General features: G+C 38.3%; 13 protein-coding genes. 9 read left to right on the top strand and 4 right to left on the bottom strand.

What is annotated here, in order from left to right; all coding sequences use genetic code 11:
* Positions 1-5 precede the first annotated feature (5 nt).
* The 7 genes from Sdiek1_RS03410 to Sdiek1_RS03380 all read left to right on the top strand — a co-directional run bounded on the left by Sdiek1_RS03410 (position 6) and on the right by Sdiek1_RS03380 (position 9,553).
* Positions 6-548: a DUF1882 domain-containing protein gene (locus Sdiek1_RS03410; protein ID WP_087437904.1), complete on the top strand. Its 543-nt coding sequence runs from the start codon at positions 6-8 to the stop codon at positions 546-548.
* 24 nt (positions 549-572) lie between these two features.
* Positions 573-1,325 carry an SPOR domain-containing protein gene (locus tag Sdiek1_RS03405; protein ID WP_087437903.1) on the top strand — a complete coding sequence of 251 codons (753 nt, stop codon included), beginning with the start codon at positions 573-575 and terminating at the stop codon, positions 1,323-1,325.
* 1 nt (position 1,326) lies between these two features.
* Positions 1,327-2,739, top strand: a complete 1,413-nt coding sequence (locus Sdiek1_RS03400; RefSeq protein ID WP_087437902.1) for an anthranilate synthase component I family protein — start codon at positions 1,327-1,329, stop codon at positions 2,737-2,739.
* A gap of 8 nt (positions 2,740-2,747) precedes the next feature.
* Entirely contained in the window at positions 2,748-3,539 is a 792-nt protein-coding gene (locus Sdiek1_RS03395; protein WP_087437901.1) for a shikimate dehydrogenase, read from the top strand.
* 20 nt (positions 3,540-3,559) lie between these two features.
* Positions 3,560-5,200: a fatty acid--CoA ligase gene (locus Sdiek1_RS03390; protein WP_087437900.1), complete on the top strand. Its 1,641-nt coding sequence runs from the start codon at positions 3,560-3,562 to the stop codon at positions 5,198-5,200.
* Positions 5,201-5,405: 205 nt separating this feature from the next.
* Positions 5,406-7,220 carry a methyl-accepting chemotaxis protein gene (locus tag Sdiek1_RS03385; protein WP_161491977.1) on the top strand — a complete coding sequence of 605 codons (1,815 nt, stop codon included), beginning with the start codon at positions 5,406-5,408 and terminating at the stop codon, positions 7,218-7,220.
* A gap of 134 nt (positions 7,221-7,354) precedes the next feature.
* Positions 7,355-9,553: a sensor domain-containing protein gene (locus Sdiek1_RS03380; RefSeq protein WP_161491976.1), complete on the top strand. Its 2,199-nt coding sequence runs from the start codon at positions 7,355-7,357 to the stop codon at positions 9,551-9,553.
* A 2-nt stretch (positions 9,554-9,555) separates the two neighbouring features.
* Here Sdiek1_RS03380 and recR read toward each other — a convergent pair whose 3' ends face one another.
* The 4 genes from recR to Sdiek1_RS03360 form a co-directional block, all read right to left on the bottom strand.
* A complete protein-coding gene (gene recR / locus Sdiek1_RS03375; RefSeq protein ID WP_087437897.1) occupies positions 9,556-10,125 on the bottom strand; it encodes a recombination mediator RecR in 570 nt (189 codons plus the stop codon).
* Entirely contained in the window at positions 10,122-11,369 is a 1,248-nt protein-coding gene (locus Sdiek1_RS03370; RefSeq protein ID WP_087437896.1) for an ArsS family sensor histidine kinase, read from the bottom strand. The genes recR and Sdiek1_RS03370 overlap by 4 nt, the downstream gene beginning before the upstream one ends.
* Positions 11,366-12,037, bottom strand: coding sequence for a response regulator transcription factor (locus Sdiek1_RS03365; RefSeq protein ID WP_087437895.1), 672 nt, complete (start codon positions 12,035-12,037; stop codon positions 11,366-11,368). Before Sdiek1_RS03365 ends, Sdiek1_RS03370 begins: the two co-directional genes overlap by 4 nt.
* A gap of 98 nt (positions 12,038-12,135) precedes the next feature.
* Positions 12,136-12,633 carry a Spy/CpxP family protein refolding chaperone gene (locus Sdiek1_RS03360; protein ID WP_087437894.1) on the bottom strand — a complete coding sequence of 166 codons (498 nt, stop codon included), beginning with the start codon at positions 12,631-12,633 and terminating at the stop codon, positions 12,136-12,138.
* A gap of 150 nt (positions 12,634-12,783) precedes the next feature.
* Here Sdiek1_RS03360 and dnaJ point away from each other — a divergent pair, with 150 nt between their 5' ends.
* A complete protein-coding gene (dnaJ, locus tag Sdiek1_RS03355; RefSeq protein WP_087437893.1) occupies positions 12,784-13,920 on the top strand; it encodes a molecular chaperone DnaJ in 1,137 nt (378 codons plus the stop codon).
* A 3-nt stretch (positions 13,921-13,923) separates the two neighbouring features.
* Positions 13,924-14,538 carry a M48 family metallopeptidase gene (locus Sdiek1_RS03350; RefSeq protein ID WP_087437892.1) on the top strand — a complete coding sequence of 205 codons (615 nt, stop codon included), beginning with the start codon at positions 13,924-13,926 and terminating at the stop codon, positions 14,536-14,538.
* The last annotated feature ends 70 nt before the right edge of the window (positions 14,539-14,608 follow it).

The raw sequence follows: 14,608 nt of genomic DNA, 5'->3' as shown, positions 1-14,608 counted from the left end.
AAATTATGTACAACATTGACGTCTCTCTCATCAAAATGATTACCGACCACTATTGGATTAAGCGTGATGCTATTGTCCAAAAAATCGATTTTGGAGGGAGAGTCTTTTTTGATAAATATGAGCGAATTGATCAGCCTTTGAACAATAGTATCATTAAAGACCATCTTGATGGAAAAATCACAGTTGCCCATTCGCTGATTAATAACTTTGACAAAGTTGAAAACATTGTTTTTGACTATAATGGAAGAAATACCGAGAGATTTTGGCATAGGGCACAACTTTTGCTTAGAGAAGAGGGATTCATCAATTTTACAGCCTATAAAAGTAAAACAGAGGGTCATCTACATCTGTATGTTCATAAAGGTCATACTACCTTGCAAGAGGGGTATCAGATCGCTAAAATGCTTTCAGCAAAGCTCTCTCAGAAGCTTCCCCGCGAGTGGAGAATGTTCCCAACTCAGGAGCTTCCAAAAGAGTTTAATATTTTGGCACTGCCTTATGACTTGTACCAAAAAGAGCGAGGCGCTTCTTGGTCGAAGCATATGTAGTCAACATCATTCTAAGGAGAACCGATGGAAAATAGAAATGAATTAAGTGATATTGTCTTAGAAAAAGGAGACAATAAAACCGTTAAGATGAAACGTATCCTTATTTTGGTTGCTTTTTTGATTCTTGTATTTCTTGTCGCACTTGCAAGTATGAAAGTAGCAAACAAAGATCAAGGGAAAGACACTTCTAAGCTAATTTTGCCACCTGAACCAACGCAAGAGACACAAATTCCTAAAGATGACCAGCTCTTTAAACAAGTGCCAATTATTGAGGAAAACCCTAAAAAAGAGAGTTTTGAAGATATGATCAAAACCCTTAAAGATAAAGAAGCGCAAAAGCAAGAAGACGCAAAAGGTAGTGACGTTAAAACTAAAGAGACAACAACCACAACGCCTACTGCTACGACACCTGTCAAAGAGCCAGCTCCTGCCAAAGTGAAAGAAGAGCCTAAGAAAGAAGCTGCTAAGCCTCAGCAAATGCTCCGTAGTACCGAAGTAACACCTGCAAGTACACCTTCTACAACAAGCGGTAGTGGTACGGTTTCTCCTGGTATTTATGTTCAAGTCGGTGCGGTTGCGACAGCTCCTGATGCAAAACAACTCAATGACATCAAATCAAAAGGGTTTGATTGCAAGACATATGCAACTGTCGTCAATGGCAATAAAGTGGTTAAACTTCTTATTGGACCTTATGCAACGTCTGCTGAAGCTGAAAATGCACTTAGCCTTATTCGTTCTAGTGTCAATAAAAACGCATTCATTTATAGGGTAAAATAAGGTGCTAAGCTCTCGTAAAATTCTTTTTGATCAGCTCACCCCCATCACAATCTTTGCAAAATTGCAGCGATATTTTGAAGGTGAGCTCTGTTTTTTGTTTGAAAGTGCTATCAACAATAACGATGGTGACTTTAGCTTTCTTTTTATCGGTGTACGCGAGCGTGTGATTCACCAAGACGATATGAGCATCCATATTGATGAAGAAGGTGTTTCGCATAATCTAGGAGCCAATCCTTTTACTTTTTTGAAAAAACGCTATGCAGAGCTTGATAAAACGCTCTATCAAAACTATGCTAAAGAGCTTGGTATTGGTTTTGTGGATGGCTTTATCGGCTACATTGGATATGATGCCGTCAAGATTTTTGAACCACGATTAAGATCTCACATGGATGGGCTTAAAGATGAGCTTCATATTCCAGAAGTCGATTTAATGCGTCCAAAACTCGTTTGTACCTTTTCACATAAAACTAATACCCTTATTTTAACAACATTTGTTCCAAGCATTGCTGACCAACTGGATTCCATCGAAGCAACGCTTAAAGAACCTCATATTCACATTCCAATTCAAACAGCGGTTGTTGATAAAAACAAAAGCTCATTTGCGCTCTCAAAAGAGCACTTTTTTGATATGGTCGCACAAGCCAAAGAGATGATACGCAGTGGCGATGTTTTTCAAATTTTGATGTCCAATCGCTTTACGCAATACGCACATATTGATCGTCTTAGCTTTTACCGAATTTTACGTCAAAAGAACCCATCGCCCTATATGTTTTATCTCTCGTATCCAAACTTTGCCATCATCGGCAGTTCTCCTGAAGTCATGGTTGGACTCAAAGATGGACGCATCACGTTACGCCCCATTGCAGGCACTCGTAAGCGAGGCTCAACGTATGAAAAAGATATCGCCTACGAAAAAGAAATGCTCAACGATGAAAAAGAACGTGCAGAACATTTGATGCTCATTGACCTTGGTCGTAATGATCTTGGCCGTGTTGCCAAAGTCGGCAGCGTCAAAGTCAAAGAGATGATGCGAGTGGAGCGCTACTCGCATGTCATGCATATGGTCACCGATATTGAAGCGATCCTTGATGTCAAATATGATATGTTCGATCTTTTTGCCGCAACCTTTACCGCAGGGACGATGACAGGAACACCTAAAATTCGTGCAATGGAGCTGATTAGTGATTTTGAAGGTTTAAAACGTAGCTTTTACAGTGGGGCAGCAGGTTATTTTGGGTTTGATGGCAATATGGACAGCTGTATTATGATTCGCACAGCCTATTTGGATGATGAAAAGATTATTTTCCAAGCGGGTGGTGGCATTGTAGCTGATAGCAAGCCTGAACTTGAATACCTCGAAGTGACCAATAAATTAGGCGCAATGACAAGCTCTCTTGATGATTTGAAAGAGTAACACCTAGTATGTTACTCTTTAGTATTTTTGGTTATCCTGTTGCACACTCTATTTCCCCAAGATTGCATAACACTGTACTTCAAGCTTTAAAACTTGATGGCTGTTATATTCGCAAAGCCATTACTGACCCCGAAAAACTTGTGTCAACGTTTCATGCGATGAAACTAGAAGGGGCAAATGTCACTGTTCCTCATAAAGAGACAGCTTTTGCACAATGTGATGAAGTGCGGGGTATTGCAAAAGAGATTGGTGCAGTCAATACACTTGTGCGAGAAGGTACCCGTGTCATTGGATACAACACCGATGCAGAAGGATTTTATGAGGCAATCAAACCCTTTGGCTATATTCGCAATGCCCTGATTTTAGGTGCAGGTGGAACGGCTAAAGCCATTGCTATTATTTTAAAAGCACATGAGATTGAGACAACGATCCTCAACCGCTCTGCTTCCAGACTTGCTTTTTTTGAAGCTAAAGGCTTTACATGTAAAACATGGCAAACATTCACTTCCCTGCCCTATGATCTTATTATCAATACCACTTCGGCAGGTCTTAAAGATGAAGAGTACCCTTGTGAACCAGAACTCTTAAAAAATATTTTTGCACATTCAAAATATGTATTTGACGTTATTTATAATAAGCCAACGCCCTTTTTAGAACTTGCAAAGAATTATGGCCTTACATGTAAAGATGGTAAAGAGATGCTTCTTTATCAAGGCGTATTTGCCTTTAACCTTTTCTTCTCTCAACATTACGACGTTAAAATGATCGAATCATTGATGCGCCCTGCTTTTGACATCTAAATCTTACTAAAGGAGAGCTCGTGCAGCTCGAAAAAACACTCAATAACCCTTACGCACATGATTATCAACTACTGATAAAAAATATTCTAAATGCTCCTATCTATTTTGATCCGAACCAAGAAATTGTCTATCGTAGCGATAAACGCTTTACCTATGCAACCTTTAAAAACCGCGTTCACCGACTGGCCAATATGTTAACCGCCATAGGGGTAAAAGCAGGTGATACCGTCGCTGTTATGGACTATGACTCGCATCGTTATTTGGAATGCTATTTTGCAATTCCAATGTTAGGAGCTATCCTTCATACCATCAATATTAGACTAGCCCCTGAGCAAATTCTTTATACAATTGATCACGCTGAAGATGATATTATTTTGGCACATACAGATTTTCTCCCCACCTTAGAGCAGATTAAAGGAAGACTCGATATTGATGCTTTTATTGTTCTCTCGGATGATGGAAAAGTCCCCCCAACCTCTTTACATGTAAAGGGTGAATACGAACAACTGCTTGCGCAAAGTGCTGATACATTTGATTTCCCAGACTTTGATGAAAACACCCGTGCAACAACGTTTTATACAACTGGAACAACGGGGCTTCCCAAAGGTGTTTACTTTACTCATCGCCAGCTTGTCCTTCATACGCTAGGTGCCCTTTCTACACTGGGGAGTGCGCCAAAACAAGGTAGCTTTCATCAAGGTGATGTGTATATGCCGATTACCCCAATGTTTCATGTCCATGCGTGGGGACTGCCTTATGTCGCAACCATGTTAGGCGTTAAGCAAGTCTATCCGGGACGTTACATGCCTGACATGCTTTTGGAACTAATTGACAAAGAAGGCGTCACCTTTTCGCACTGTGTTCCCACAATTATGCACATGCTTTTTAATTCACCTAAAATTAATGAAGTGAATCTCAAAGGATGGAAAGTCATGATCGGAGGAGCATCGCTTCCCAAAGCGATGTGCAAAGAGGCACTTTCAAGAGGCATTGATATGTTCACAGGCTATGGCATGAGTGAAACCTGCCCTATTTTAAGTGTGGCGCAACTCACCCCAGAAATGTTAGCGCTAGACGATGATGCCCAAAGTGATATTCGCATCAAAACGGGTCGCCCAATGGGTCTTGTGGAAATGCAAATCGTGAATGAACAGATGCAACCGCTTCCTCGTGATGGTGTGAGCACCGGTGAAATCGTTGTGCGTTCTCCTTGGCTGAGTCAAGGCTACTTTAAAGATCAAAAAAACTCTGAAATCCTTTGGAATGGTGGTTATTTACACACAGGAGATATGGCCAATGTCGATGAAAAGGGCTATATCAAAATCACTGATCGTGTCAAAGATATTATCAAAGTTGGAGGCGAGTGGGTCTCTTCTTTGGAGCTTGAAGATATTATTAACCAACATGCTTTTGTGAAAGAGGTTGCTGTTATTGGGATTGACGATGAAAAATGGGGAGAACGACCTCTTGCGCTTGTGGTCATCGACCCAAGTAAAGTCATCAGTGAAAAAGAGCTGCTTCTTCATGCTAAAGAGTTTATTAAAAAAGGCATTATGGCGCGTGAAAGTATGCTTTTAAAAATAAAATTTGTAGAAAGCATCGACAAAACAAGCATAGGAAAAGTTAATAAAAAAGAACTCCGCAAGAAATACGCACATTAAAAAATCTCTAGGAAGTTTACATGTAAACTTCCTTTCTCATTTGCAAATAAACACTTTCAACAGATAGTGCTCTACTTTTGACATTCTAAAAAATTGCTATTTAGAAATATAAATAAAATTTTAGTTTATCTTTATAAGGAATAATTTATGCATATTATTTTTATGGCTTTGTTTATTCTATATGAATTTTTACAAAAGGCTCTTCATGACTATCAAACTACGATTAATTATTTCTGCATTCATTAGCTCCTTTGTGGTGATACTTGTTATTGGTGTCTCTTTTATTACGATTCAAACGGTACAAATTAAAGGAAATATCTATGAGAATATTATTCTTTCAAAAGATCTTTTAGCCGATATTCTCCCACCGCCAGAATATATCCTTGAAACTCGCCTTGTTACGTATGAGCTCCTAAACAGTACACCCGAACAAATTATTTCCCTTAAAGCCAAGCTAGATGCCCTTAAAAAAGATTTTACCGATCGCCAAAGTTATTGGGATCAGAGCAATCTTGAACCAAGTATGAAAAAATTGGTTTTAAATGAGATTAAAAGCTCGGCATTTAGTTATTTTGACCTTACTGAAAAAAAATTTATTCCTGCGATTGAAAAAGGCAATATGGAAGAAGCACGAACGTTGCTATCAGGTGAGCTACAAAAATACTATGACATACACCGTCAATATATTGATCAGCTAGTGATTATGGCAAATCAACAAGCAGAAGCCGATGAAAATATTTCAAAGAGTGCCCTTCAAAAGGGTTTTATGACAATGGCATTGACTGCTTTAATTGGTATTATTATTTTGCTCACTGCCTTAGGCGTTACCAATACCATTATTCTTAAAAATATCAACCGACTTAAGACTATTGCCGCAACATTGGCATCGGAAAAAGGTGATCTCTCTAGCCGTTTACCCATAGAGTCACAAGATGAGATTGCTCAAACGTCCCAAAATTTTAATCGCCTTTTTGATAAATTTGAACAAATTGTTCATCTTGCTCAAATAGAAGAGAGTAAGATTAAAGAGGCTCACACTGAAATTAACCAACATATGGCACATTCACAATTAATGATTTCATTAACCGATTTAATGAGTGAGGGAGCCATTCATGGAAGTACGGATATTCAACAAACGATGCAAACAACGATAGAAACATTACAAAATATTTTACAACTCAATGATAAAACCTCTTTAGTCGTCAAAAATGTACATCAAAATACCAATCAAATTATGAGTGCAATGGAACACATCGTTGAAAAGATTAACGATACGCGAAAAAATGCCGATAGCGTCACTCATAGTACCGATGAAATTGCACAGGTCATTGCCCTGATTAAAGATATTTCAGATCAAACCAATCTTCTTGCACTGAATGCTGCAATTGAGGCAGCGCGTGCAGGGGAACATGGTCGTGGCTTTGCGGTTGTTGCGGATGAAGTTCGAAAACTTGCAGAACGTACCCAAAAAGCAACTACAGAAGTAGAAGCCACGATCAATATTTTGAAGCAAAATGCCGAAACGATGGTAGAAAGTAGCGAAAGTACGGAAGTTTACGTCAAAGACACTGTTTCGCAAGTTGATCTCTTCAGGCAAGCTTTAAGTGAACTTACAGACAATGCTGATGCCATACGCCAAGAAAATCTTCTTATCTCTTACGATATTTTCATTGAACTTGCTAAGCTTGATCATATTATTTTCAAACTTAAAGCGTACAACTCAATTTTCCATAATGAAGAAAAAACAACATTTAGTGATCATCACCAGTGTAGGTTAGGAAAATGGTATGAACATGGAGATGGTAAAAAAGCCTTTGAAAATGTCCCAAGTTATGCGCTCCTTGCATCACCGCATCAAAATGTTCATGATAAAATATATGCCTCTTTAGCCTGTATTAAAAACAATAATTGTGTGGAAAAATCTGAGGAAATTCTAAATAATTTTAAAATTGTCGAGACAAAAAGTAAAGAGCTCTTCACGATTTTAGATCATATGGTAGAGGAAGCAAAGAGGGGCTAAACTCCTCTCTTTTTAATTTTCTATTTTTATTAAAATATATCTATTGAGCTGCTGTCGATTCTACAACCAAACATTACAAATTTTATGTTACACTAATATTATTTTAGATGTTATATTTCTCAACAGAGGGTACAATGAGTCTGTTTAGCACATTTTTTGATACTTTATTTTTATCAGACAACACATATAATGCCCTCTACCGATTTTTTGATGATAGTAGTTCCGTTATGCTTCTCATTGATCCTCACAGCGGAGAGATTATTAACGCCAATAAAGCTGCAGCACAGTTCTATGGGTATCCACTAGATCATCTTGTGGGAATGTCTGTTGCTTCATTTAATACACTCCCTCCCAATGAGGTACATCAAGAACGACAACGTGCTCTCATGGAAGAGCGTAACTACTTTACCTTTCAACACAAGCTTGCCAACAATGAAATAAAAGATGTTGAAGTTTATTCAACACCTATTACGTTAGGTAAGAAAAGAGTTCTTTTTTCAATTATACATGATATCACTATGCGAAAAGAAACAGAAAAGCAGTTAGATGCAGTCAATGAAAATCTTGCTAAACAAGAAATCCTCTTCAAACAAATCATGGATACCTCTAGTGTTGCGATCTTCTTAGTCAACCTTGAAGGCTATATCATTCATGCCAATCGACGCATGGCTGAAATGTTTTTATACCCTCTTGAGGAACTCATTGGCAAAGAGTATGTTGAACTCATCCATCCCAGCGAAAAAGAGATCGGCCGGACTAAGATGCTATCACTTCTTGGTAGTAGCATATCATCCGTAGATTTAGAACGGATCTATTGTCGCAAGGATGGTACAAGTTTTTGGGGAAACCTCGCAGGCAAACGTTTTTACGACGACAAAGGCAGAGAACTAGGACTTGTTGGTGTGCTAGCAGACATTGACGAACGTAAGTACATCCAAGAATGCGAACAACACCATAAACAAATTTTACAGATGATGGTAAACACTTCACCCCTCTCAACCATTTTACATGTAATGATTGGAGGCATTGAATCCATACACCACCACCGTATTGGATGCAGTATTTTACTCTTTGATGAAACCATCACAAAACTAACACTTGGTGCTACATCCAAAGAGCTTCAAGACCTGAGTATGGCACTGATAAAGACGTCACATAACAACACTCCATTTTTGAATCATCTCATGCAACTTCAATCTGAACCTATCTTGCTCAGTGACATAAAAAATCAACACTGGTGTGCAGATGAAGCGTTTCAATGTTTTTTATCCGATGCTACCCAAACATGTTGGATAAATCCTATTTTTTCAGCACTTAAAAAACCTCTTGGTCTTTTAATCATTTGTTCTTTGCAACAGCAAAATCTTACGCCTAGAGAAATCAAACTCGTGGAAGATGAAGTGCAATTTATTGCCCTTGCAATTGATAAAAGCACCAGCGATTCCAAAGTACAACTTGCAGCCAACGTTTTTACCCACGCAAAAGAGGGAATTATTATTACCGATCCACAAGGCACAATTATTGAAGCGAATGAGGCTTTCATTCGGAACTCTGGTTTTGAAGCATCCGAGATCATTGGACATAACCCTCGCATCTTAAAATCAGGAAGACATGAAAACAGTTTTTATACACAAATGTGGCACAGTATTTTTACAAAAGGCAACTGGCAAGGGGAAATATGGAACCGTCGTAAAGATGGTAGCTTAACTGCTGAAATGTTAAACATTAGTGCCGTTAAAGACAGCGAAGGAGAAGTTCAACATTTTGTAGCACTTTTTACTGATATATCCACCATCAAAGAACATGAAAAAGCATTAGAACACCTTGCCCAACATGATGTTCTAACTTCTCTTCCCAATCGTATTTTATTTTGGGATAGGCTCCATCAAGCTATTGCCGAAGCACAGCGCTATCATACTTATTTTGCCGTTGTATATATCGATCTTGATGGCTTTAAAGAAGTGAACGATACATATGGCCATAGTATTGGAGATGAGTTACTCATTATTGTAGCTGAGCGCATTACCAAACTGCTTCGCCAAAATGAAACCATCGCTCGTTTAGGCGGCGACGAATTCGTAGCACTACTGACCCATCTTAAAGAGCCACAAGAGTGCGAAACCATTCTTGTCAGGATTTTAGAAAAGATACAAGAGGTAATCGTCGTTAATGGGATTGATCTTTATATCTCTGCGAGCCTTGGCGTCAGTTTCTACCCTTGCGATACACTTGATGCAGATGAACTCATCTTGCAAGCAGACAAAGCGATGTACAGTGCCAAACAATTAGGAAAAAATAATTATAAATTTTTCAATGAAACAAAGACAGATTGAACTTAGATTTTTGTACGTGATTCTAAAGCTTTAGATAAGGAGAGCATATCAACATTTTCTAAGTGCACGCCTGTTGGTACGCCTTGAGCAATTTTTGTAAAATGCAGATCATGCGCTTTGAGTTTATCTTCAATAAATAAAATAAGTGCATCACTCGCTAATGAAGGTGTCAAAGCAAAGATCATCTCCTTAACATCTTCGTGAACCATCGCTTCAAGCTTACTGAGTGTCTCTTCTTCCAAATCGCATAGAACAAAATAACGTCCATCAAACAGTTTATGCTCCTCGAGCACAAAAATATCTTTGGCGCTTTCTACAATACAGATCTTTTGACTATCGCGTCTTTCATCAAGGCAAATATCACAAATTTCATGCTCACTCAGTGCCCCACACTGTTCGCATTTTCGAATACTCTGAATCGCACTCTCAATGGCATTGGCAAGTTTCATTGCAGAAAAAGTGTCATTTAGAACCAAATGATAGGCAAATCTAATAGCCGACTTGCGACCAACCGTAGGAAGTTTTTCAAAGGCATCAACCAGTTTATTAAACTTCTCTAACCCTCTCATCATGCGATAAATCCTTTTGAAAAATCAATACTAAAGTGATGATAGCCTTCTTCATATGCGTACGCTATTTCCAATCCATGTTGTTCCACAATATTTTTGACAATATACAGTCCAAGCCCTAATCCACTACCACAGGCTTTAGAACCAGAGACAAACGGTTGAAAATACTCTTCAATCGCCATTTTAAGAGGCTCGCCTTCATTGGCAATAATCAGCCTCTGTCCACTATTTTTTACAAAAACGCGATGATTGAGGCTATGCTTCATGGCATTATCCATCAAGTTTTTAATCGCTAATGCCATGAGCTCAAAGTCAACAGTCACTTTAAAATCAAAATCGCCTTCGACATGAACCTGATCTTCTCTTTTTTGATCATCGAGCATCAAAAGATCAATGGCTTGATCGATTACATGTAAAAGCGAATACTCTTTAAGATTGAGTTCATATCGCTGTGATGTAAGCTGCTCGATCTTTGAAAATTCGGCAATCAAAAGATCAAGCCTGCCAAACACATTAACGAGGCGTTTTTTAGCAATAGCGTCCTCAAGCATTTCAGCGACAATACGCCCTTTGCCAATCGGAGTTTTGAGCTCATGCATAATCGTTCGTAAAAAAAGTTGTCTGGAATTGATAAGATCACGTATTTTTTTAACAGCACGATCAAACTCATTGGCAACTTCACCGATTTCATCATTGGATTCACTCTGGCATTCAATGCTCAAATCCCCACTGGCAAACTTTCGTATTTGCGAACTCAGAGTTTTCAGCGGTGCGATACTTTTAAAAATAGAGACGTACATATAAAGCAAAATGAGTAAAGCAATGACAAAAACAACCCATAAACTTTCGTTAAAATTTTTGTAATCTTGACTCTCTAACAGTACACTGGATTCAAAATTATCGATAAAAAGATAATAACGGTCATTGTACACAATGGAAGAAAAACGGCTAATGGGAGAAAGTTTTTGGAAGATGACTACGCCATTGGCAAGGACAGAATCACGCAGATGTTTACTGGCAACTTTTTTGAGTCCAAAATTATTGAAATATTCCTCAATATCTTTAGGCTGAACGTTATTACGATACATGACTAAAAGATAGTTGACCGATTGAATTTGGCGCTGTTTCATATTCTCCAAATTTTTATCGCTTTGATGTTCCAGCAAAAGAGCAAAAAACATCGCAAGCAAAAAGAGTGAGAGAAAAAAGATTGCACTGATCTTATTAAGAATTGAGTTTTTAATCATCCGACAAGCTTATACCCAATACCTCGTACGGAGTGAATGTACTCAGGGCTTTTAGAATCATCACCAATTTTAGTACGCAAGCGACCAATAATGACATCTAAACTTTTAGAGCCTTTATCTTTCAACGATTTGCAGTTATACACCAACTGTTCGCGGGAGATCGAAAAACCATTTTGACGAATCATATACGAGAGTATCTCATATTCTGCTGGAGTGAGATTGAGAACCTCTCCTTTAAAAGAGATTTCATGGCGTTTTTCATCGACCAAGAAACACTGTGACTTTGCTGTTCTTCTAACGTTGAGCTTTTTTTTATAACGGCGAATCAAGCTCTGAATGCGTGCGTACATCTCTTTGGGGTCATACGGTTTTGGTAAATAATCATCCGCACCGATTTGAAGACCAATGACTTTATCGCTAATATCGCTGCGTGCTGAGGAGATAATGATAGGAATATCATATTGCGCAACAATTTCTTTACAAACTTCAAGTCCATCCATGCCCGGCAATGTCAAATCTAAAATAAGCAAATCATACTTTTTTACCCCAGCACTTAAACCCAAATAAGGATCTTCAAAATTGGTAATTTTAATATTGTATTTCGCAAGATATTCACTTAAAATTTCGGCGAATTCTGTATCATCTTCTATCATCAAGACATTAATCATTCTATGGCCTTGTAGGTTTTTTATAATTATACTGAATTTGAGTGATATTTAAAAAGAAAGACCTCCGAAGAGGTCTTATAGAGGTAAAATTTGAACTTTTATTTACTGGTAGCAGGTGTTGTTTGTACAGGGGCTGGTCTTTGTGGTTTTTGAGCCATCAACGTTTTAAGCTCAGCACGTTGTTCTTTTGTGAGAAGATTGAACACTTTTTCCATATGATCCGCTTGAAGCGCTAACATTTTTTCGTGCATTTCGGTATGAAGTTTGATAAACTCTTTTTTATTGAAGCTATCACCACTCATAAGGTCTTGCATTTTTGTTCTCATTTTTGGATCTTGTAGCTTGGTCATTTCTAACTTCATTTCACTTTGCAAAACATGTAATTTATGGCGTTGATCATCGGTAAGGTTGAGCTGTTCCATCATCGCCATGCCACCTCTTCCACCTTGCATCATCATTCCTGGACCACTCATTCCGCCACCTTGCATCATACCCATACCGGATTGCATCCCTTGACAGTTACCTCCACCGAAGGCGAAAGCACTAGTGGTTCCTAGTGCAACTAATGTTGCGAGTGTTAAGATTGTCTTTTTCATTGTGTACTCCTTAAAAGTTTTATGATGAAATCTTACAGGAGTGCTATTAATGAGCCTTTAACGATTTGTTAATCAACCTTAACAACCAAATTTTAAACTACTTTTTGCTAAAATCTTGATCTTCAAAAACTTACATGTAAAGAGATAATAGTGGATCTAGAATATTATGAAATATTGGAAATTACCAAAACAGCGGACGCTACTGAGATTAAAAAAGCCTATCGCAAATTAGCATTGCAATACCATCCCGATCGCAATCAAGGCGATAAAGAGGCTGAAGAGAAATTTAAAGCGATTAATGAGGCCTATCAAGTTTTAAGCGATGAGCAAAAACGTGCTACGTACGATCGCTACGGTAAATCCGGACTTGATTCTCAAGGCTTTAGCCATTTCTCCGATATGCGCTATGAAGACATTATGGGCGATCTTGGTTCTATTTTTGAGTCTGTCTTTGGTGGTGGCTTTGGAAGCAGTGGTGGTTTTGGCGGTGGCGGATCAAAACAAAATCGCAAATACAATCTAGACCTTGAAGCAGAAGTAACCCTCGCCTTTAATGAAGCCATTTTTGGCACTAAAAAAGAGGTGACTTTTTCCTATAAAAAGCCATGTGACACGTGTGATGGAACGGGAAGCAAAGATAAATCTAAGGCTACATGTAAAGAGTGTAAAGGCAAAGGTCAGGTCTTTTACCGACAAGGATTTATGACCTTTTCACAAACCTGTCCAAATTGTAATGGAAAAGGGAGTGTTGTCACCAATCCATGCCCAAGTTGTAATGCTAAAGGCTTTACACAAATCGAAGACAAAGTGACGATTGACATTCCCGAGGGCATTGACAATAACAACCGTATTCGCGTAGCCGGTAAAGGCAATATTGACGAGCGCGGAGGAAGAGGCGATCTTTATATCTTAGTGCACGTCAAAGAAGATGAACACTTTGTACGCCATAACGATGACATCTATATTGAAGTGCCTGTATTTTTTACGCAAGTTGCTCTTGGTGAAACCATAAAAATCCCAACGATTCGGGGAGAAGCTGAACTTGAGTTGCCTCTTGGTGCAAAAGATAAACAACAGTTTATCTTCAAACATGAAGGTGTTAAAAATGTTCATACGCATCAATTAGGAAGCATGATTACGCAAATCTCTATTCGCTATCCTAAAAAGCTCACTAAAGAGCAAAAAGAGCTACTCATTCAATTGCAAGAAGAATTCGGCGTTGAAAAAAAATCCAAAGATGATAAATTTGAAAGTGTCTTCGATAAAATCAAAAGCTGGTTTAATTAAACGATGCAACCTCTCATAGAGTACCAAGGCGAAACGCTTTGTTACTCTATTATCACCAATCGTCGTCTGAAACATCTCTACATTATGATCGACCCGATCAAAGGGGTCATTGTCAAAACACCTTACACATCCAAAGAATATATTCATGAATTAGTAAGTCAAAAAGCGGCATGGATTTTTACAAAAGTCAAAGCGGCGAAAAAGCGAACGACCATACAATCCCTTTTTGCAGAAGAGGGGAAAGTGCTCTACTTGGGCGAACCTATTCTTTTACATGTAAAGCAAACACCTGATGCGTTCTACAAAGAAAAAACAATTCCGTTAGTGACGCGGCTAGTGGAAGAGTGGAGTTTTTTAATGAGCGTCAGACCTACTAAAATTAGTTTTCGTAAAGCTAAAAAACGTTGGGGAAGTTGCTCACACACCAATGAACTAAGCTTTAACCTTAGCCTTGCCCAACTGCCTTTGGAGTGCATTACCTACATCGTCATTCATGAACTCTCACACATTGAGCACAAAAACCACCAAAAAAGCTTTTGGCTCTGTGTCAGTGAATTTATGCCTGAATATAAAAACTGTGAGAAAATTCTTAAAAATTACTCTCCAACTCTTTCTTAAATAACAAAATAGATACTTTTTTATAATTTAATATTATTATTAATTTATATCAGATATTATTTCATGTTTT

It is taken from the genome of Sulfurospirillum diekertiae, from assembly GCF_002162315.1.
Classification (GTDB): Bacteria; Campylobacterota; Campylobacteria; order Campylobacterales; family Sulfurospirillaceae; genus Sulfurospirillum.
This window is presented reverse-complemented; position numbering and strand designations above follow the sequence as displayed.